General features: G+C 75.2%; 2 protein-coding genes (1 of these 2 only partly in view). Both read left to right on the top strand.

The window, feature by feature from the left end; translation table 11 throughout:
- Positions 1–14093 carry the 3' portion of a type I polyketide synthase gene (locus ACWEVP_RS25015; protein WP_452064973.1) on the top strand. The gene continues 7495 nt to the left of window position 1, outside the view, so the window shows 14093 of its 21588 coding nt (coding positions 7496–21588); the start codon falls outside the window, past its left edge; its stop codon occupies positions 14091–14093.
- Positions 14090–23005 carry a type I polyketide synthase gene (locus ACWEVP_RS25010; protein ID WP_452064972.1) on the top strand — a complete coding sequence of 2972 codons (8916 nt, stop codon included), beginning with the start codon at positions 14090–14092 and terminating at the stop codon, positions 23003–23005. Before ACWEVP_RS25015 ends, ACWEVP_RS25010 begins: the two co-directional genes overlap by 4 nt.

Below are 23005 nucleotides of genomic sequence, written 5' to 3'. Positions count from 1 at the left end.
ACGTCGTCCTCGAAGAGGCACCCGCGAGCGAACCCGAGCTACCCCGGCCGCGGCGCACCGGGCTCGTGCCCGTGGCGTTGTCCGGCCGGTCGGAGAAGGCGCTGCGGGCGCAGGCCGCCCGGCTGCTCGACCACGCCGCGGGCGACGTCGGCGACCTGGCCTGGTCGCTGGCGGCGACCCGGTCGGCGTTCGAGCACCGCGCCGTCGTACTGGCCGAGGACGCGACCGAACTCCGGGCCGGGCTCGCGGCCCTGGCGGAGGGCACCAAGTCCGCCGGGGTGGTGCGCGGGACGGCCGCCAAGGGCCGGACGGCGTTCCTGTTCACCGGTCAAGGCGCGCAGCGCGCCGGCATGGGCGGCGAGCTGTACCGCGAGTTCCCGGTGTTCGCCGGCGCTTTCGACGCGGTGTGCGCGCACTTCGGCGGTTCGCTGCGCACGGCGGTCACCTCGGGGGAGCGGCTCGACGAGACGGCGTACACCCAGCCCGCGCTGTTCGCGGTCGAGGTCGCGCTGTTCCGGCTCCTCGAAAGCTGGGGCGTCCGGCCCGACTTCGTGGGCGGGCACTCGATCGGCGAACTCGCGGCGGCGCACGTCGCCGGCGTGCTGTCCCTCGAGGACGCGTGCACGCTCGTCGCCGCCCGCGCTCGTCTGATGCAGGCGCTGCCCGGAGGCGGCGCGATGGTCGCCGTGCAGGCGAGCGAGGACGAGGTCACGCCGCTGCTGACCGACCGCGTGTCGCTGGCCGCGGTCAACGGGCCGTCGTCGGTCGTGCTGTCCGGCGACGAAGACGCCGTCCTCGCGGTCGCCGCGAGGTTCGGGAAGACCCGGCGGCTGAAGGTGAGCCACGCGTTCCACTCGGCCCGGATGGACGGCATGCTCGCGGACTTCCGCGCGGTGGCGGCCGGGCTGACCTACCACGAGCCCACCGTGCCGGTGCTGTCCAACGTCACCGGGGAGATCGCCACCGGCTTGGCCGACCCGGAGTACTGGGTCCGGCAGGTCCGCGCCACGGTCCGGTTCGCCGACGGCGTCCGCACGCTGGCCGGTCGCGGCGTGACGCGGTTCCTGGAGCTGGGCCCGGCCGGGGTCCTCTCCGCGATGGTCGCGGAGTCCGTGGAAGGGATCGCCGTGCCGGCGCTGCGGTCCGGCCGTCCCGAGGCCCGCACGGTGCTCTCGGCGCTCGCCGAGCTGCAGGTCGACGGCGCCGGCGTGGACTGGGCCCGCGTCGTCGGCGACGGCTCGCGCGTCGAGCTGCCCACCTACCCGTTCCAGCGCGAGCGCTACTGGCTGGAGGTGCCGGACGCCGACGGCGACCCGGCGTCGCTGGGCCAGTCCGGCGCGGCGCACGGCCTGCTGGGTGCGGCCGTGGAGCTGGCGGGCGCGGACGCTGTCGTGCTCACCGGGTTGCTCTCGGTCGACAGCGCGCCGTGGCTGGGCGAGCACCGGGTGCACGGCGAGATCCTGTTCCCGGGCGCGGGGTTCGTGGAGCTGGCGCTGCGCGCGGCCGACGAGGTGGGCTGCGACCAGGTCGAGGAACTGGTCCTCGAAGCTCCGCTGGTCCTGCCGGAGCACGGCGGGGTCCCGGTGCAGGTCCGCGTCGAAGCCACCGAGGGAACCCGGCGGGCGTTCGGCGTCTACACCCGCGGCGACGGCTGGATCCGGCACGCCTCGGGAACGCTCATCAACGGACTGTCTACTTCGGACGCGTTGACGCAGTGGCCGCCCGCGAACGCACTGCCGATCGACGACTTCTACACCCAGCGTGCGGCGGCCGGATTCGCCTACGGGCCGACGTTCCAGGGCCTGCGAGCCGCGTACCGGTCGGGCGACGACGTGTTCGCCGAGGTGGCCTTGCCCGCCGGAACCGACACCGAGGAGTGGGGACTGCACCCGGCGCTGCTGGACGCGGCGCTGCACGCGCTGGCGTTCGCCGGCCTGCCGGACATGCTGCCGTTCTCGTGGTCAGGCGTCAGCCTGCACGCGACGGGCGCGACCGAGCTGCGCGTCCGCCTGCGCCGGACGGAAAACGCGGTCCAACTGACCGTGGCGGACCCGACGGGCCAGGTCGTCGCGGCGGCCGACGCCGTCGTCCTGCGCCCCGCCACCCGCCACGCACCCACCACGCACCACCGCGTCGAGTGGGTCGTGAGTGAGAAACAGTGTTCTAACCCTGTTTCACACTCACGACCGGCCGCGGTGATCGGTGACCTCGGGCTGGGGGAGCTGCCCGCCTACCGGGAGTTCGCCGAACTGGCCGCCGCCGATGCGGTGCCCGAGGTCGTGTTCGCGTCCTGCCGACCTGAGGACACCGACGACCTCACCTGGGCCGTCTGGGCTTCCGCGCAACGGGCGCTGGCGCTGGTCAAGGCCTGGCTCGCCGACCCGCGGTTCGCCGGTGCCCGGCTGGTGTTCGTGACCCGCGGCGCGGTCGCCGTCCGCGCCGGCGAGGTGCCGGACGTGGTGGAAGCCGCCGTCTGGGGGGCCGTGGAGCCGGTGCTGGCTCAGCACCCCGGCCGGTTCGCGCTGGTCGACGGCGAGGTCGTCGAGCCGGAAGCGGATCGGCTCGCGCTCCGCGACGGCGTGGTCTACGAACCCCGGACCACCGCGGTCACGCCGGACGCCTGGAAGCCCGAGGGCACCGTGCTGCTCACGGGGGCCTCCGGCGAACTGGGCGCCGCCGTCGCGCGGCACCTCGTCGAGGAACGGGGTGTCCAGCGGCTCGTCGTGCTGGGCGCGGCGCAGGTGCCCGGGTACGAGGGCGTCGTCTGCGACCCCGCCGACCGCCACGAACTGGCGCGGGCGCTGCGGAACCTCCCGGACGTGACCACCGCTGTCCACATCGGACTGGGCGAGGGGCCGGCCGGACTGCGCGACCGCGCCGACACCGCCTTCAACCTCGCCGAGCTGGACGTCGACCTCGTGGTCCTCACCGCCGCGGGCGGCGACGGCTTGGCCGCCGCCCAGACCGCGGTGCTCGAAGCCGTCGCGCACAGCGCGCTCGCCTACCGCCCCGAGGGGACGTTCGACCTGCTGGGCACGCGGGGCGCGCTCCGCGTCGCCGAGAAGGTCCCGGCCAAGGCCAAGACCCGCCGCGCGGTCGCCCGGGTGGCCGACGCGGGCAACGCGCTGCACCAGCGGCTGGCCCGGCTGCCCGAGGCCGACCGGCACCGGGCGCTGCTCGACCTCGTCCGCACCGAAGCCGCGCTGGTCCTCGGCCACGGCGGGCCCGAGGCGGTCGGCGCGGACCGGGCGTTCAAGGAGCTCGGCGTCGACTCGCTGACCGCCGTCCAGCTGCGCACCGCGCTGAACACCGTGACCGGCCTGCGCCTGCCCGCGACCTCGGTCTTCGACCACCCGACCCCCACGGCGCTGGCGAAGGCGCTGCACGCCGAGCTGTTCGGCGCGGAAGAGGAGAGCGCCGAGGCCGTCACCCGGGTCGACGAGCCGATCGCGATCGTCGGCATGGCCTGCCGTTACCCCGGCGGCATCGCCGACCCCGACGACCTCTGGCGGCTGGTCGCCGAGGGCGGTGACGCGATCTCGCCGTTCCCCACCGACCGCGGCTGGGACCTCGAGGCCCTCTACGACACCGACCCCGACGCCCCGGGCACCTGCTACGCCCGCGAGGGCGGCTTCCTGCACGACGCGAGCGCGTTCGACCCCGGCTTCTTCGGGATAAGCCCGCGCGAAGCCGTCGCGATGGACCCGCAGCACCGCCTGCTGCTCGAAGTGTCCTGGGAGTCGATGGAACGCGCCGGCCTCGACCCGGCCACGCTGCGCGGCAGCCGCACCGGCGTCTTCGCCGGGATCACCTACCAGGACTACGGGGGCCTGCTCGGCGCCGCGACCGACAGCTTCGAGGGCTTCCTCGGCACCGGCAACTCGCCGAGCGTGCTCTCCGGCCGCGTCGCCTACACCTTCGGCCTGGAAGGGCCCGCGGTCTCGATCGACACCGCGTGCTCGTCTTCGCTGGTCGCGATCCACTGGGCGTGCCAGTCCCTGCGCGACGGCGACTGCACGCTGGCCCTCGCCGGCGGCGTCACGGTCATGTCGACGCCGGTCTCCCTGGTCGAGTTCAGCCGCCAGCGCGCGCTGGCCGCGGACGGGCGCAGCAAGCCGTTCTCGGCCGACGCCGACGGTGCCAGCTGGGCCGAGGGGGCGGGAATGCTGATGCTGGAACGGCTTTCCGACGCCGAGCGCAACGGCCACCGCGTCCTCGCGGTGATCAAGGGTTCCGCGATCAACTCCGACGGCGCGTCCAACGGCCTGACCGCCCCGAACGGGCCGTCGCAGCAGCGGGTGATCCGGCGGGCGCTGGCCAGCGCGCGGCTGGCGCCGTCCGAAGTGGACGTCGTCGAGGCGCACGGCACGGGTACCAAGCTGGGCGACCCGATCGAGGCGCAGGCCATCATCGCCACCTACGGCCAGGACCGTGACCGGCCGGTGTACCTGGGGTCGTTCAAGTCCAACGTCGGGCACGCGCAGGCGGCTTCGGGCGTCGGCGGCGTGATCAAGATGGTCCAGGCCATCCGGCACGGCGTGCTGCCGAAGACGCTGCACGCGCAGGTCCCGTCCCCGCACGTCGACTGGTCCGCGGGCGAGGTCAGCCTGCTCACCGAGACCCGGCCGTGGCCCGCCGACGGCCCGCGCCGGGCCGGGGTCTCGTCGTTCGGCATGAGCGGCACCAACGCGCACCTGATCCTCGAGCAGGCCACGGAGACCACGCGACGACCTGAGCGCGAGATGCCGGCCGCGGTGCCGTGGGTGCTGTCCGGGCGCACGGCCGACGCACTGCGAGGGCAAGCCGAACTGCTGTCCACGGTGGACTCCGACGTCGCCGATGTCGCCGTGTCCCTGGCCACCACGCGGTCGGCGTTCGAACACCGGGCCGTCGTCGTCGGCGCCGGCCGGGACGAGCTGCTCGCCGGGCTGGCCGATCCCGCCGTGCGCGGGGTCGCCCGGACACCCGGCAAGACCGTGTTCGTCTTCCCCGGGCAGGGCTCGCAGTGGGCCGGGATGGCCCTCGAACTCGCCGGCGCCGCGCCGGTGTTCGCCGAGCGGCTCGCCGAGTGCGCGGCCGCGCTCGAGCCGTTCGTCGACTGGCGGCTGACCGACGTCCTGGGCGACGCCGAAGCCCTGACCAGGGTCGACGTCGTGCAGCCCGCCTGCTGGGCGGTCATGGTGTCGCTCGCCGCGCTGTGGGAGTCCTACGGCGTCCACCCCGACGCCGTCATCGGCCACTCCCAGGGCGAGATCGCCGCCGCCTGCGTCTCCGGCGGCCTCTCCCTCGAAGACGGCGCGCGGGTGGTCGCCCTGCGCAGCAAGGTGATCCGGACGTCGCTGGCGGGCCGGGGCGCGATGGCGTCGGTGGCGCTGCCCGCCGAGGACATCGAGCTGCCGCCCGGGCTGTCGATCGCCGCGCTCAACGGCACGAACGCGGTCACCGTCTCCGGTGACCCGGAGCAGGTCGACGCCCTGCTGGCCCGCTGCGCCGCCGACGGCGTCCGGGCTCGCAAGGTCCAGGTCGACTACGCGTCGCACTCCGCGCACGTCGAGGCGATCGAGGCCGAGCTCATGGACGTCCTCGCGCCGGTCACGCCGGAGCCGGGGCGGATCCCGTTCTACTCGACCGTCACCGGCGACTGGCTCGACACCACCGAGCTGACCGCCGCGTACTGGTACCGGAACCTGCGGCAGCGGGTGCTGTTCGCGCCCGCCACCGTGGCGCTCGGCGAGCAGGGCTTCGACGTGTTCGTCGAGTCCAGCGCGCACCCCGTGCTGGGCACCGCGATCGCCGGGACTCTCGCCGACGCCGTGGTCACCGGTTCGCTTCGCCGCGGCGAAGGCGGGCTCGCCCGCTTCCTGGCCTCCGCCGGCGAGCTGTGGGTGCGTGGCGCCGACGTGGACTTCACGCCCGTGCTGACCGGGTCCGTGGTGGACTTGCCGACCTATCCGTTCCAGCGGCAGCGCTACTGGCCGACGCTGCCCGGCCCGGGCGACGTCGCCGCGGCCTCCGACGCCGCCGACGCCGGCTTCTGGTCGGCCGTCGAGCGCGACGACGCCGTCGGGCTGGCCGGCACGCTCGGCCTCGACGCGGCCGCCGTCGAGGAGCTGCTGCCCGCGCTGGCCGCGTACCGCAGGCAACGGCGCGAAGAATCCACTGTGGACAACTGGCGGTACCGCGTCGGCTGGCAGCCGGTCACCGCCGGCGCCCCGGCCCGGCTCGACGGCACCTGGCTCGTCGTGCGCCGTCCGGGCGACGAGACCCCGCTGCCCCTCGAACGCTTCGGTGCCGAGACCGTCACGGTCGAGGTCGAGCCCGGTCTCGACCGGGCCGCACTGGCCGAGCGGATCGGGGGCGTCGAAGCCGCCGGAATCGTCTCGCTGCTGGGCACGGACGTGTCCTACCGCGGGCTCGTCGACACCCTGACCCTGATCCAGGTAGTCGGCGACGCTCCCTTGTGGACCTTCACCCGCGGCGCGGTGTCGACCGGCAAGGCCGACCCCCTCCGCAATCCCGCCCAGGCATCGGTGTGGGGTCTCGGCCGCGTCGCCGCGCTCGAACACCCCGGCCGCTGGGGCGGGCTGCTCGACCTGCCCGCCGACCTCGACGACCGCGCTCTCGCCCGGGTGGCCGCCGCGCTCACCGGCGACGAAGACCAGGTCGCCGTCCGCGCGTCCGGCGTCTTCGCCCGCCGCCTCCTGCGGTCGCCGTCGAGCGCGACCCCACCGGACCGCGAGTGGACGCCGGAGGGAACCGTGCTGGTCACCGGCGGTACCGGCGCGCTCGGCGCGAAGGTTGCCCGGTGGCTCGCGCGCCGCGGCGCCGGGCACCTGGTGCTCACCAGCCGCCGCGGGGCCGATGCCCCCGGCGTGGCGGAGCTGTGCGAAGAACTCGCCGGTCTCGGCGCTCGCGCGACCGTCGTGGCCTGCGACGTCGCCGACCGCGACGCACTCGCCGCCGTGCTGGCCGAACACCCGCCGGCCGCCGTCGTGCACGCCGCCGGGGTTCTCGACGACGGCGTGCTGGACTCGCTCACCCCGGACCGGCTGCTGGGGGTGCTGAAGCCCAAGGCGCTGGCCGCGTTCCACCTGCACGAGCTGACCAAGGACCTGGACCTGACGGCGTTCGTCTCGTTCGCGTCGACGGCCGGGGTCTGGGGCGGGCCCGGCCAGGGCAACTACGCCGCCGCCAACGCCTACCTCGACGCGCTGGCCGAGCACCGGCGCTCGCTCGGGCTGGCCGCGACGTCGATCTCCTGGGGCCCGTGGGCCGACACCGGGATGGCCGACGCCGCGGCCGTCGCCGAGCGGCAGCGCCTCGGCGGCATCCGGGCGCTCGACCCGGAGCTGGCGATCGCCGCGCTGCAGCAGGCCCTCGACCACGGCGAGACCACGCTGACCGTGGCGGGCGTCGACTGGGCGCGGTACGTGCCGTCGTTCACCGCCGTCCGGCCGAGCCCGCTGCTGCTCGGCGTCCCCGAGGCCGGCGCGGCGATGGAAGCCGCGGCGGAGCACCCCCAGGGCGTGAGCGAGCGTGACGTGCTGGACTTCGTCCGCACCCAGGTCGCCGGCGTCCTGGGCTACGGCGGGCCGGGCGAGGTCGAGCCGAACCGGGCGTTCACCGACCTCGGGTTCGACTCGCTGACCGCGGTCGACCTGCGCAACCGGCTGGCCGCGGCCACCGGGCTCAAGCTGCCCGCGACGCTGATCTTCGACTACCCGACGACGACCGCGCTGGTCGCGCACCTGAAGTCCGAACTGGGCGAGGAAGCCACAACGCCGTCCCCGGTGGACGTCACAGCGAAGGCCGTCGACGACGACCCGATCGCCATCGTTTCGATGGCCTGCCGGTTCCCCGGTGGCGTGCGGTCGCCGGAGGACCTGTGGGCCCTGCTGTCCGAAGGCGAAGACGCGATCACCGACTTCCCGGACGACCGCGGCTGGGACCTCGACGCGCTCTACGACCCGGACCCCGACCACCAGGGCACGTCCTACACCCGCCGCGGCGGGTTCCTCGACGGTGCCAGCCGGTTCGACGCCGCGTTCTTCGGCATCAACCCGCGCGAAGCCCTGGCGATGGATCCGCAGCAGCGGCTGCTGCTCGAGACGGCGTGGGAAGCCGTCGAGCGGGCCGGGATCGACGCGGCGTCGCTGCGTGGTGGCCCGGTGGGTGTGTTCGCCGGTTCGAACGGGCAGGACTACACCCCGCTGCTCGCGCTCGGCGACGACGAGGGGGTCGAGGGCTACACGATGACCGGCAACGCCGGTTCCGTGGTTTCCGGCCGGATCTCCTACGCGCTCGGCCTGGAGGGCCCGGCCGTCACGGTCGACACGGCGTGCTCGTCGTCGCTGGTCGCGGTGCACCTCGCCGCGCGGGCGCTGCGGGCGGGGGAGTGCGCGCTGGCGCTGGCCGGCGGCGTGACGATCATGTCGACGCCGTCCGGGTTCATCCAGTTCAGCCGCCAGCGCGGGCTCGCGCTCGACGGCCGCTGCAAGGCGTTCTCCGACGACGCCGACGGCACCGGCTGGGGCGAAGGCGCCGGGATGGTGCTCCTCGAACGGCTCTCCGACGCCCGCCGCAACGGCCACCCGGTGCTCGCGCTGGTCCGCGGCAGCGCGGTGAACCAGGACGGCGCGTCGAACGGCCTGACCGCCCCGAACGGGCCCTCGCAGCAGCGGGTGATCCGTGCCGCGCTGGCCGACGCCGGACTGGCACCGTCCGAAGTGGACGCCGTCGAAGCGCACGGCACCGGCACGGTGCTGGGCGACCCGATCGAGGCACAGGCCGTCCTGGCCACCTATGGGCAGGACCGCGAGCGGCCGCTGTGGCTCGGCTCGGTCAAGTCCAACATCGGGCACACCCAGGCCGCCGCGGGGGCCGCCGGGATCATGAAGATGGTCCTCGCGCTGGGGCACGACCTGCTGCCGAAGACGCTGCACGCCGACGTCCCGTCGTCCCACGTGGACTGGACGGCCGGGGACGTGCGGCTGCTGTCCGACGCCGTCGAGTGGACGCCGAACGGGCACCCGCGCCGGGCCGGGATCTCGTCGTTCGGCGTGAGCGGCACCAACGCGCACGTGATCGTCGAGCAGGCGCCCGAAGAGCCCGCGGCGCCCGAACCGACGTGGTCCGGCCCGGTGCCCTGGGTCCTTTCCGGACGGTCCGAAGCCGCGCTGCGGGCCCAGGCGGCCCAGCTCGCCGACCGCCTCGGCGGGGACCGGCCGGCCGACGTCGGCTGGTCACTGGCCACCGGCCGCTCGGCGTTCGAACATCGCGCGGTGGTGGTCGGTACCGACACCGAGGAGCTGGTACGGGGTCTGCGCGGCCTCGTCGACGGACCCCTGCCCGGTCCCACGAGCGAGGGCCGGACCGGGTTCCTCTTCACCGGGCAGGGCGCGCAGCGGCCCGGCATGGGCCGCGAGCTGTACGACGAGTACCCCGCGTACGCGGAGGCGTTCGACGCGGTGTGCGCGCACTTCGACACCGAGCTGGACCGGCCGCTGGCCGAAGTCGTCTTCGGTGACGAGGACCTGCTGAACGAGACCGGCTACACCCAGCCCGCGCTGTTCGCGGTCGAGGTCGCGCTGTTCCGGCTGCTGGAGTCGTGGGGCGTGCACCCCGGGTACCTGGCCGGGCATTCGATCGGCGAGCTGGCCGCCGCCCACGTCGCGGGCGTGTTCTCCCTGGCCGACGCGTGCCACCTGGTCGCCGCGCGCGGCCGGCTGATGCAGGCGTTGCCGCGTGGTGGCGGCATGCTGGCGGTGTCGGCGACCGAGGACGAGGTCACGCCGTTGCTCACGGACACGGTGAGCATCGCCGCGATCAACGGGCCGACGTCGATCGTGGTCTCCGGCGCCGACCTCGACGCGATCGAGCAGCACTTCACCGCACTGGGCCGCAAGACCAAGCGGCTCACGGTCTCGCACGCGTTCCACTCACCGTTGATGGATCCGATGCTGGCCGAGTTCGCGAAGGTGGCCGAGCGGATCACCTACGCCGAACCCGGCCTGCCGATCGTGTCCACGGTGACCGGTGCCGTCACGTCCGTGGCCGCACCGGAGTACTGGGTCGGCCAGGTGCGCGCGGCGGTGCGGTTCGCCGACGCCGTCACGACCCTGCACGGTCTGGGGGTCAACCGGTTCGTCGAGATCGGGCCGGACGCCGTCCTCACGCCGATGGTCGACGCGGCGCCGGCGGTGCCCACCCTGCGCGCGGGCCGCGCCGAGCGGGTCACCCTGCTGAGCGCCGTCGGTGAGCTGCACGTCCACGGGCAGAGCCCGGATTGGCCGGCCGTGTTCGCCGGAACCGATGCCCGGCGGGTCGATCTGCCGACGTACGCGTTCCAGTACCAGCGGTTCTGGCCGCGCCTGACCGGGCTGCCGGCCGGCGACGTCACCGCCGCGGGCCTCACCGCCGTCGACCACCCGCTGCTCGGCGCGGCGGTCTCCGTGGCCGGCTCCGCGGAGGTGCTGTTCACCAGCAGGCTCGCGCTGGCCACGCACCCGTGGCTGGCCGGGCACGAGGTCATGGGGCAGGTGCTGCTGCCGGGCACGGCGTTCCTGGAGCTGGCCGTGCGCGCCGCGGACCAGGTCGGCTGCGCGCGCGTGGACGAGCTGACGCTGGCCGCGCCGCTGGTGCTGCCCGAGCGCGGCGGCGTCCAGCTGCAGTGTTCGGTGGGCGCGCCCGGCGAGGACGGCAGCCGGACGTTCACCGCGCACTCGCGGGCCGAGGACACCGACGACTGGGTCCGGCACGCCACCGGCGTGCTCGCCGTCGAAGCCGGTGAGCCCGGTGAACCGCTGACCGAGTGGCCGCCCGCGACGGCGGAACCCATTGCCGTGGCGGACTTCTACGATACCTACGCGGCCGGCGGGTTCGCCTACGGAGACGCCTTCCGCGGCCTGACCGCCGCGTGGCGCCACGGCGACGACGTCTTCGCCGAGATCGCGCTACCCGAACCGGCCCGTGCCGACGCGCGGCGCTTCGGGCTGCACCCGGCGTTGCTCGACGCGGCCCTGCAGGCCCTGCTCTACCTTCCGCTGGAAGGTTCCGGGCAGAGCCGGCTTCCGTTCTCCTGGTCGGACGTCACCCTCCACGCTTCCGGTGCCGCCGCGCTGCGCGTCCGCCTGAGCCTGGCCGGCCCGGACGCCCTGGCGCTGACCATCGCCGACAGCGCGGGCACCCCGGTCGCCACCGTGGGGTCGCTGGCCATGCGGCAGGTGTCGGCCGACCTGCTGACCGAGCCGCGGCGGCTGCACGACTCGCTGTTCCAAGTGGAGTGGGTCCCGCTGACCGGCGGCGCCGAACCGGACACCGCCACCTGGGCCGTCCTCGGCCCGGACCCGCACAAGCTCGGCGTCCAGCTCGGCACGGCCGGCCCGCTGAAGTCCTATGTGGACATCGACGCGGTGGTCGCCGAAGGCGGCACCCCACCCGAGGTGGTCTTCGCCCCGCTCGTGCCGGACCGCGCGGCGGACCTGCCGGACGCGGTCCGCGCGGCCACCGGTCTCGCCCTGAAGACGGTGCAGCGCTGGCTGGCCGAGGACGCCCTCGAAGCGGCGAAGCTGGTGTTCGTCACCTCGGGCGCGGTGGCTCACGGCGGCGAGGTGACCGACCTGGCCAACGCCGCGGTCTGGGGCCTGGTCCGCTCGGCCCAGGCCGAGAACCCGGGCCGGTTCCTGCTGGTGGACGTCGACGGCAAGGAAGCGTCGTACGCGGCGATCCCCGCCGCCCTCACCAGCGGCGAACCGCAACTGTCCCTTCGCGACGGTGAACCCCACGCGGCCCGCCTGGTGCGCGCGGAAACCGCGGGCGGCGTGCTCACCGCGCCCGCCGGCGGACCGTGGCGGCTCGACGTCGTCGACAAGGGCACCCTCGAGAACCTCACCCTGCTGCCCTGCCCCGAGGTCGACGGCCCGCTGCCGGAGGGGCACGTGCGGATCGCCGTCCGCGCGGCGGGCGTCAACTTCCGCGACGTCCTCAACGCGCTCGGCATGTACCCGGGCGAGGCCGGGCGGATGGGCCTGGAAGGCGCGGGCGTCGTCACCGGAGTCGGCCCGGGCGTCACCGGGCTCGCGGTGGGTGACCGCGTGCTCGGCATGTTCCCCGGCGCGTTCGGCCCGGTCGCCGTCGCCGACCAGCGGCTCGTCGCCCGCGTCCCGGACGGCTGGTCGTTCGCCGAGGCGGCGTCCGTGCCGATCGTGTTCCTCACCGCCTACTACGCGCTGGTCGACCTCGCCCGTGTGCGGCCGGGGGAGACCGTGCTGGTCCACGCGGCCGCCGGCGGCGTCGGCATGGCCGCGGTCCAGCTCGCGAAGCACCTCGGCGCCGACGTGTTCGGCACCGCGGGCGCCGGCAAGTGGGCCGCCCTGCGCGACCACGGCCTCGCCGACGACCGGATCGCGTCCTCGCGCACCCTCGACTTCGAGGAGCGCTTCCTCGCGGCCACCGAGGGCCGGGGCGTCGACGTCGTCCTCGACTCCCTGGCCGGGGAGTTCGTGGACGCGTCCCTGCGGCTGCTGCCGCGCGGCGGCCGCTTCCTGGAGATGGGCAAGACCGACGTCCGCGAACCCGCCGTCGTCGCCCGGGACCACCCGGGCGTCGCCTACCGGGCGTTCGACCTCATCGAGGCCGGCCCGGACCGGATCGCCGAAATGCTGCGGGAGATCCTCGACCTGCTCGGGAAGGGCGCCCTGCGGCCGATCCCGGTCACCGCGTGGGACGTCCACCGCGCCCCGGCGGCGTTCAAGCACCTCCAGCAGGCCAAGCACGTCGGCAAGGTCGTGCTGACCGTGCCCACGCCGCTCGACGCGCAAGGCACGGTCCTGATCACCGGCGGCACCGGCGGCCTCGGCGGGCTGCTGGCCCGGCACCTGGTCACCGAGCACGGCGCGCGGCACCTGCTGCTCACCAGCCGCCGCGGGCTCGCGGCCGAAGGCGCGGCGCGGCTGCGGGACGAGCTGACCGAGCTGGGCGCGACCGTCACCGTGGCGGCGTGCGACGCGGCCGACCGCGACGCGCTGGCCGCGTTGCTCGCCGGGATCCCCGCCGAGCACCCGCTGCGCGCGGTCATGCACACCGCCGGTGTGCTCGACGACGGCGTCGTCGGCTCCCTGGACGCGGCCCGCCTGGACAAGGTGCTGCGGCCCAAGGTCGACGCCGCCGTGCACCTCGGCGAGCTGACCCGGCACGCCGACCTGACCGCGTTCGTGCTGTTCTCCGGGGCCGCTGGGCTGTTCGGCGGCGCCGGGCAGGCGAACTACGCGGCCGCCAACGCGTTCGTCGACGCCTTCGCCACCCACCGGCACGCCCTTGGGCTGCCCGCGGTGGCGCTCGCGTGGGGACCGTGGTCGGCCGCGGCGGGCATGACCAGCGGGTTGACCGAGACCGACCTGAGCCGGATGGCCCGCGCGGGGCTGCTGCCGCTGTCGGCCGAACTCGGGCTCGCCTTGCTCGACGCGGGCGTCGCTTCCGGCGAAGCGGCCGTGGTGCCGATGCGCGTCGACCCGGCCGCGCTGGCGTCCTCCGGCGCGCCGCTGTTCCGGGAGTTCGCGACCGCTCCGGCACGGCGGGCGGTCGCGCCGGTTGCCGAGGCCGCGCCCGCGGGGCTGGCCGAGCGGCTGGCCGCGACGCCGGTCGCGGACCGCGAGGACCTCGTGACGGCGCTGGTGTCCGGTCAGGTCGCCGCGGTACTGGGGCATACGTCCACAGTGGACATCGATCCGGCGAAGGCGTTCTCCGAACTGGGCTTCGACTCGCTCACCGCGGTCGAGCTGCGCAACCGGCTCGGTGCGGTCGCCGGGAAGCGGCTGCCCGCGACGCTGGTGTTCGACTACCCGACCGTCCGGGAGCTGGCCGGCTACCTGCTCGCCGAGATCGCTCCGGCGGCCCCGCCGGTGACCGACGCCGTCGACGAGCTGCGCGGTTCCCTCGCCGCGCTGCCCGAAGGCTACGAGGGCCGTGAGGAGATCACCGAGCGCCTGCGGAGCCTGCTCGCGTGGTGGACCGGTGAACCGCGGCTGGACGAAGAAGTGGCGGCGGCGTCCGCCGACGAGCTGTTCGACCTGATCGACAAGGAGTTCGGGGCGTGACCTCCGACAACGAGAAGAAGCTGCTCGACTACCTCAAGAAGGTCACCACCGACCTGCGCGCGGCGAACCAGCGCCTGCGCGAGGTGGAGGAGCGCGACGCCGAGCCGGTCGCGGTGATCGGGATGGGCTGCCGGTTCCCGGGCGGCGTCCGCACCCCCGACCAGCTGTGGCAGCTGCTCGCCGACGGCGGCGACGGGATGGCGGGCTTCCCCGCCGACCGCGGGTGGCCCGCGGCGCTGTACTCCGGCGACGCCGGCCGAGCGGGCACCAGCTACGTCCGGGAGGGCGGGTTCGTCTACGACGCGGCCGGGTTCGACCCCGGCTTCTTCGGGATGAGCCCGCGCGAGGCGCTGGCCACCGACCCGCAGCAGCGGCTGCTGCTCGAAACGGCGTGGGAGACGATCGAACGCGCCGGGATCGACCCGCTCTCGCTGCGCGGGACGAAGGCCGGCGTGTTCGTCGGCGGCACGTCCACCGGCTACGGGTCCGGCCTGACCGCGCTGCCCGACGGCGTCGAGGGGCACCTGCTCACCGGCAACTCGACCGCCGTGATCTCCGGCCGGGTCGCCTACCAGCTCGGCCTCAGGGGCCCGGCGGTCACCGTGGACACCGCGTGCTCGTCGTCGCTGGTCGCGCTGCACTGGGCGGCCCAGTCGCTGCGGCGCGGCGAGTGCTCGCTGGCCCTGGTCGGCGGGGTGACGGTGATGTCCACGCCGGGCATGTTCCTCGAGTTCAGCCGCCAGCGCGGGCTCGCCCCGGACGGGCGGTGCAAGCCGTTCGCGGCCGCGGCCGACGGCACCGGCTGGTCCGAGGGCGTCGGCCTCGTCCTGGTCGAGAAGCTGTCGGACGCGCTGGCCAACGGGCACCCGGTGCTGGCGGTGGTCCGCGGCTCGGCGGTCAACTCCGACGGCGCGTCCAACGGGCTCACCGCGCCCAACGGCCCGGCCCAGCAGCAGGCCATCCGCGCCGCGCTGGCGAGCGCCGGGCTCGCACCGTCCGACGTGGACGTCGTCGAGGCGCACGGAACGGGCACCACCCTGGGCGACCCGATCGAGGCGCACGCGCTGCTGGCGACCTACGGCCAGGACCGCGAGACGCCGCTGTGGCTCGGCTCGGTGAAGTCCAACATCGGCCACACCCAGGCCGCGGCCGGTGTCGCCGGGGTGCTCAAGGTGATCCTGTCGATGCGGCACGGGCTGCTGCCGCGCACGGTCCACGTCGACGAGCCGTCGCCGCACATCGACTGGACGTCCGGGCGGGTCGAGCTGCTCACGGAGAACGTCGAGTGGCCGGCGGGGGAGACCCCGCGCCGGGCCGGCGTGTCGTCCTTCGGCATCAGCGGCACCAACGCGCACGTGATCCTCGAAAGCCACGAGCCGGCTCCGGCCCCGGCGACCGAGGCGGCCGGAGCCGTTCCCCTCGTCCTCTCGGCCCGGTCCCGCGAAGCCCTGCGGGAGCAAGCCGTCCGGCTGCGGGAGCACTTGACGACGGGCTCGTCGCTGGCGGACACCGGGTGGTCGCTGGTCACCGGGCGGTCGGCGTTCGAACACCGGGCCGTCGTGCTGGCCGCCGACACGGCTTCGGCGGTGACCGCACTGGACGCGCTGGCGGCCGGAGCGCCGTCGGCGTCCGTTGTGGACGGTGTCGTCGGCAAGGCGGGCAAGACCGCGTTCCTGTTCTCCGGTCAGGGTTCCCAGCGGATCGGGATGGGCGCCGGGCTGCGCCGCGAGTTCCCGGTGTTCGCCTCGGCCTTCGACGAGGTGTGCGCGGGTTTCGGCGTTCCACTGGCCGAGGTGATCTCGGGCGAGTCCCTGAACGACACCGGCCACACGCAGCCGGCGCTGTTCGCCGTCGAGGTGGCCCTGTTCCGGCTGCTGGAGTCCTGGGGCGTGAAACCGGACTTCCTGGCCGGGCACTCCATCGGCGAACTGGCCGCGGCGCACGTAGCCGGAATCCTCTCGCTGGCCGATGCCTGCCGGCTGGTCGCCGCGCGCGCCCGGCTGATGCAGGCCCTCCCCGCCGGCGGGGCGATGGTCGCCGTGCAGGCGACCGAAGCCGAGGTCACCCCGCTGCTGGGCGAGCGCGTGAACCTGGCCGCGGTCAACGCGCCCGGCTCCGTCGTGCTGTCCGGCGACGAAGAGGCGGTGCTCGCGGCCGCGGCCGAACTGGCTTCCCGCGGTCGCAGGACGAAGCGGCTCTCCGTGTCGCACGCCTTCCACTCGGTGCTGATGGACCCGATGCTGGCCGAGTTCCGCCGGGTGGTGTCCGGGGTGACGTTCTCGGCGCCGGAGATCCCGATCGTCACCGGCGACGCCGCCGACCTCACCGACCCGGAGTACTGGGTGCGGCACGTGCGCGAACCGGTCCGGTTCGCCGACCGGATGGCGGACCTGGAAGCCCGTGGTGTGACGCGGTTCGTCGAGGTCGGCCCGGACGGGACCCTCGCCGGGATGGCGGGCGTGCCCGTCGTGGCGGTGCTGCGCGCGGCGCGTGACGAACGCGAGTCGGCGCTGGCCGCGCTCGCCGAGTTGCACGTCCGGGGTGGTACGCCCGACTGGACGGCCCTGCTCGGCGGCGCCCGGCGGGTCGACCTCCCGACGTACGCCTTCCAACACGAACGCTTCTGGCTCACCTCGCCGGAAGCCGGCACGACCGTGGACACCGACGCGGACCGCTTCTGGTCGGCGGTCGAGCACGAGGACCTCGCCGCGTTGACGAACGCGCTGGAGGTGCCGGCGGAGACCCCGCTGAGCGAGGTCGTCCCCGCGCTGGCCGCGTGGCGCCGCCGTCAGCACGAAGAATCCCTCGTGGACCGTTGGCGCTACCGGGTCGCTTGGCGCCCGGTCACCGGGCCGGCCGCGAACCGGCTCTCCGGCCGCTGGCTCGTGGTGGGCGAAGATGCCGGCGACGTGGTCGAGGGCTTGCGCGACCGGGGCGCGGACGTGCTGCACGTCCCGGCCGTCGCCGCCTTGCCGGGCGACGAGCCCGCCGGGGTGCTTTCGACGCTGCCGGTGGCCGGCACGCTCGCGCTGATCCAGGCGCTCGGCAAGCTCGGCTGGTCCGCGCCGCTCTGGTGCGTCACGCGAGGCGCGGTCTCGACCGGCCGGTCCGACCCCCTCGGCCACTTCGAGCAGGCCCAGGTGTGGGGCCTCGGCCGGTCCGCCGCCGTGGAACACCCGCGCCGGTGGGGCGGGCTGGTCGACCTCCCCGCGCGGCTCGACGACCGCGGCCTCGACCGGCTGTGCGGCGTGCTCGCCGACGGCGCCGAAGACGAGGTCGCCATCCGGCCCGCCGGGGTCTTCGCCCGCCGGCTCGTGCGCGCCCCGCTGTCCGGCGATTGTCCCGAGTGGACGATGGCCGGAACGGTGCTGATCACCGGCGGCACCGGTGCGCTCGGCGGCCACCTCGCGCGCTGGGCACTCGACCGCGGCGCGGCGCGCGTCGTGCTGGCGAGCCGGCGCGGCGCGATCGACCCTGCCCAGCCCGGGATCACGGTCGTGGCCTGCGACTGCGCCGACCGGGACGCGGTCACCGCGCTCGTGGCGTCCCTGCCGGACCTGTCCGTCGTGGTCCACGCGGCCGGGGTCCTCGACGACGGCGTGCTCGACGGGCTCACGCCGGAAAAGCTCGACCGCGTGCTGCGAGCCAAGGCGACCTCCGCCCGGGTGCTGCACGAGGCCACCGCGGACCGCGAGCTGGCGGCGTTCGTGCTGTTCTCCTCGCTCGCCGGCACCGTGGGCTCGGCCGGGCAGGGCAACTACGCGGCGGCGAACGCCGCCCTCGACGCGCTGGCCGCGTACCGGCGGGCCCGGGGGCTTCCGGCGACCTCGCTCGCGTGGGGGCCGTGGGCCGACGCGGGGATGGCGGCCGACGCCGCCGTCCGCGACCGGTTGCGCCGCGGCGGTCTCACCCCGCTCGACCCGGAACTCGCGGTGGCCGCGCTCGACCGGGCGCTCGCGGCCGGGGACGTCTCGGTCGCGCTCGCCGACGTCGACTGGCCCGTCTACGGCCCCGCGCTCACCGCCGTCCGGCCGGGCCGGCTGCTGTCCGAACTGCCCGAGGCGGCCGGTACCGCGCTGGTGGATCCGTCCGATGTGGACATGCTGACCCTGGTGCGCCGTCAGGTCGCCGCGGTGCTCGGGTACACCGAAGAGGTCCCGGCGGACAAGTCGTTCAAGGACCTCGGGTTCGACTCGCTGACTGCCGTCGAGCTGCGCAACCGGCTCGGCGCGGCCACCGGCACGGACCTGCCCGCGACGCTGGTCTACGACTACCCGACGGCGGCCGACCTGGCCGCGCACCTGGCGGGCACCTCGAGCGAGGAGCCGGTGGTCTCGCGCGCTGCGGTGTCCACTGAGGACCCGATCGTCGTCGTGGCGATGGGCTGCCGGTTCCCCGGCGGCGTGCGGACGCCGGAAGACCTGTGGGAGCTGCTGGTTTCCGGGCGCGACGCGGTCTCCGGCTTCCCCGCCGACCGGCACTGGGACGTCGCCGGCCTCGCGGCGGCGGGGGTCGTCACGGGCGGCGGCGCGTTCGTCGACGGCGTCACGGAGTTCGACCCGGCGTTCTTCGGCATCTCGCCGCGGGAAGCACTGGCGATGGACCCGCAGCAGCGGCTCGTGCTGGAGACGGCCTGGGAGACCTTGGAACGCGCGGGCGTCGACCCCTCGGGCGGCCCGGACGTCGGGGTGTTCCTCGGCACCAACGGGCAGGACTACCCGGCGGTGCTCGCCGGCTCCGGCGAGGACTTCGGCGGGTTCGTCGGCACCGGGAACGCGGCTTCGGTCGTCTCGGGCCGGGTGTCGTACGTGCTGGGCCTCGGCGGCCCGGCCGTCACCGTGGACACGGCGTGCTCGGCGTCGCTGGTCGCGCTGCACATGGCGGCGCAGTCGGTGCGCGCGGGGGAGTGCGCGATGGCGCTGGCGGGCGGGGTGACGGTGATGGCGACGCCCGGCGCGTTCGTCGAGTTCTCCCGGCAGGGCGGGCTCGCGGCGGACGGCCGGTGCAAGGCCTTCGCCGACGGCGCGGACGGCACGGGCTGGGGCGAAGGCGCCGGCGTCGTGCTGGTCGAACGGCTGTCGGACGCGCGCCGGCAGGGGCACCCGGTGCTCGCGGTGCTGCGCGGCTCGGCGATGAACTCCGACGGCGCGTCGAACGGGCTCACCGCGCCGAACGGGCCGTCCCAGCAGCGCGTGATCCGTTCCGCGCTGGCCGCCGCCGGGCTGTCACCGTCCGATGTGGACGCTGTCGAGGCGCACGGCACGGGGACCGCGCTGGGCGACCCGATCGAGGCACAGGCGCTGCTGGCGACCTACGGCCAGGACCGCCGCACGCCGTTGTGGCTGGGTTCGCTGAAGTCCAACATCGGGCACACGCAGGCGGCGGCCGGGATCGCCGGGGTGATCAAGATGGTGCTCGCGCTGGAGCACGGCGTCCTGCCGAAGACGTTGCACGCGGACCGCCCGTCCCGGCACGTCGACTGGAGCAGCGGCGCGGTGGCGCTGCTGACCTCGCAGCAGCCGTGGCCGGCCGGCGAGCGGCCGCGCCGGGCGGGGATCTCGTCGTTCGGCTTCAGCGGCACGAACGCCCACGTCATCATCGAGGAGCCGCCGGTCTCGGAAGTCACTCCGGTCGAGGTCGGCGTCGTGGCGTGGCCGCTGTCGGCGCGGTCGGAGCCGGCGCTGCGGGAGCAGGCGCGCCGGCTCGCGGCCTTCGGCTCGGACGCCGCTCCGGCCGACGTCAGCCTGACCCTGGCCGGCCGGGCGGCGTTCGACCACCGGGCGGTGGTGACCGGCGCGTCGCGGGCGGACCTGCTGGCCGGGCTGGCCGTGGTGGCGTCGGGCGGGAAGGGCCCCGGAGTCGTCGCCGGGCAGGTCGTCGGCGGTGCGACGGGGCTGCTGTTCGCCGGGCAGGGTTCGCAGCGCGCCGGGATGGGGGCGGAGCTGTACTCGCGGTTCCCGGCCTTCGCGGACGCGTTCGACGCGGCCTGCGCGGTGCTGGACCCGTCGCTGGACCGGCCGCTGCGGGACGTCGTGTTCGGCGACGCTGCCGCGCTCGACCGGACGGGGTACACGCAGCCGGCGCTGTTCGCCTTCGAGGTCGCGCTGTTCCGCCTGCTGGAGTCGTGGGGCGTCCGGCCGGACTACCTGGCGGGCCACTCGATCGGCGAACTGGCCGCGGCGCACGTCGCCGGAGTGTTCTCGCTGGCGGACGCGGGCACGCTGGTCGCGGCGCGGGCCGGCCTGATGGAGGCGTTGCCGCCCGGGGGCGCGATGCTCGCGGTGCAGGCCGCCGAGCAGGAGGTCCTGCCGGTGGCGGCGGGCCGCGCGGACCTGGCGGCGGTGAACGGGCCGCGGTCGGTGGTCCTCTCGGGCGAGGCCGGCGTCCTCGCCGAGATCGCCGCCGAGCTGACGGCCCGCGGGGTGAAGTCTAGGGATTTGCGGGTCTCGCATGCGTTTCACTCGGCTCGTATGGACGCGATGCTGGAGGACTACGCCGAGGTGGCGCGCGGGATCGGCTACGCCGGGCCGCGCGTTCCCGTGGTGTCCACGGTGACCGGGCGGGTCGCGGAGGAGCTGACGGATCCGGGGTACTGGGTCCGCCAGGTGCGCGAGCCGGTGCGGTTCGCCGCGGCGGTCGAGACGCTGCGGGCGGCCGGGGTGACCCGGCTGGTCGAGCTGGGCCCGGACGGCACGTTGTCGGCGCTGGCCCCGGGGTCGGTCCCGATGGTGCGCAAGGACCGGCCGGAGGTTTCTTCGGCGCTGCTGGCGCTGGGATCGTTGCACGTGAGCGGGCAGCCGGTGGACTGGGCGGAGTTGTCGTCCGGGACGCGGAAGGTGGTGTTGCCGACGTACCCGTTCGAGCGGCGGGTGTGCTGGCCGGAGCCCGCGGCGCCGAGCGGCTCGCCTTCGGACGCCTGGCGTTACCGGGTGGCGTGGCGGCCGGTGACGGATCGGCCCCGGGCGGGGTCGACCGGCCGGTGGCTGGTGGCGGTGCCCGCCGGGTTCGACGGTGATCCGCTGGTCAAGGGAGTGCTGACGGCGCTCGCGGAGGCGGGGGCCGAGCCGGTCCCGGTGCTGCTGGGAGAGGCCGACCTCGACCGGGAGACGCTGGCTGCGCGCTTGCCGGCGGGCGGTGCGGGTGCCGAGCCGGCGCCTGGCGCGCTCGGCGGGGCCGGCTGGACCGGGCCCGGCGACACCGGGCCGTGGGCCGACCGCGGCCCGGCCGCCGGTGCGGAGCCGGTGCCCACCTCGCTCGCCGAAGCCGGCCTCAGCCCGGTCATCGGCGTTCTTTCCCTGCTCGGCCTGGCCGTCCACGCCGTCGCCGACCTCCCGTCCGTCCCGCTCGGGCTCGCGCTGAGCACCACCCTCCTCCAGTCCCTCGGCGACGCCGGCATCACCGCGCCGCTGTGGCACGTCACCGCCGGAGCCGTCGCCGTCGAAGCCGAAACCCCCGCGGAGCCGCTGTCCGCCGGGATCTGGGGCCTCGGCCGGACCGCCGCCCTGGAACACCCCGACCGGTGGGGTGGTCTCGCCGACCTGCCCGCGGACGCCGGTGAACCCGAGCTGGCCGCCCTGATCGCCGCGCTGGCCACCCGCGAAGGGGACGACCAAGTCGCCATCCGCCCCTCCGGCACCTACGCGCGGCGGCTCGTGCGCGCCCCGATCACTCCCGCCGAGCCGTGGGCCCCGCGGGGAACCGTGCTGGTCACCGGGGGTACCGGCGCTCTCGGGGCCGAAGTCGCCCGGTGGCTGGCCCGTGCCGGCGCTTCCCACGTCGTGCTCGCCGGACGACGCGGTCCCGCCGCCCCCGGCGCCGCCGCGCTCGAGGCCGAACTCCGCTCGCTCGGTGCGGAAGTCACCGTCGCCGCGGTCGATCTCGCCGACCGCGACGCCGCCGCCGGACTCCTCGGCGGGCTGCCCGATCTCGACGCCGTCGTGCACGCCGCCGGTGTCCTCGACGACGGTGTTCTCGACTCCTTGACCCCGCACCGGCTGGCGACCGTGCTGCGGGCCAAAGTGGACTCGGCGCGCAACCTCGACGAGCTGACCCGCGACCGGGACCTCTCCGCCTTCGTCCTGTTCTCCTCCCTCGCCGCCACCCTCGGCGCGGCCGGGCAAGGCAACTACGTCGCCGCCAACGCCGTCCTCGACGCCCTCGCCGAGCGGCGGGCCGGCCTCGGCCTGCCCGCCACCTCGATCGCGTGGGGCCCGTGGGCCGGCGCCGGCATGGCCGCCGGGACCACGGCCCGCGCCGAACGCGGCGGGATCCGGCCGATGGCTCCCGCCCTGGCCACCGCCGCCCTGCACCGAGCGCTCACGGGCAGCGAGCCGGTCGTCACGGTGGCCGACTTCGACTGGGACCAGTTCCGCGCCGGGCGGCTGTTCGACGAGCTGCCCGAAGCCAGGCAGGCCACCCCGGAGGTGGACTTCCGCGCGAAGCTCGACGCCCTGACCGGGCCCGAACGGGACCGCGCGCTGCTCGAGCTGGTGCGCGCCGAGGTCGCCGCCGTGCTCGGGTACGCCGGCCCGTCCACAGTGGACCCGGGGCTGGCGTTCAAGGAGCTGGGCCTCGATTCGCTCACCGCGGTCGAGCTGCGCAACGGCCTCGCCGCCGCCACCGGCCTGGCCCTTCCCGCGACGCTCGGCTTCGACTACGCGAACCCGGCCGCGCTCGCCGCGCACCTCGGCCGCGAACTCGGCCCGGCCGACCCGGCCGAAGCCGCGTTCGAACGCATCGAAGCGGTTCTCGCCGGCCTGACCGCCGAGCAGGGCACCCGCGTCGCCGGCCGGTTGCAGGCCCTGCTGGGCCGCCACGGCGGGGCACCGGCGGAAAGCCTGCGGCGGAAGCTCGAAACGGCAGGCGAGACCGAGATCTTCGACTTCATCGACAACGAGCTGGGACTCGCGTGA

The organism is Amycolatopsis sp. NPDC003865, assembly GCF_053605345.1.
The sequence above is the reverse complement of the archived record's forward strand: the minus strand, read 5'-3'. Positions and strand labels throughout refer to the sequence as shown.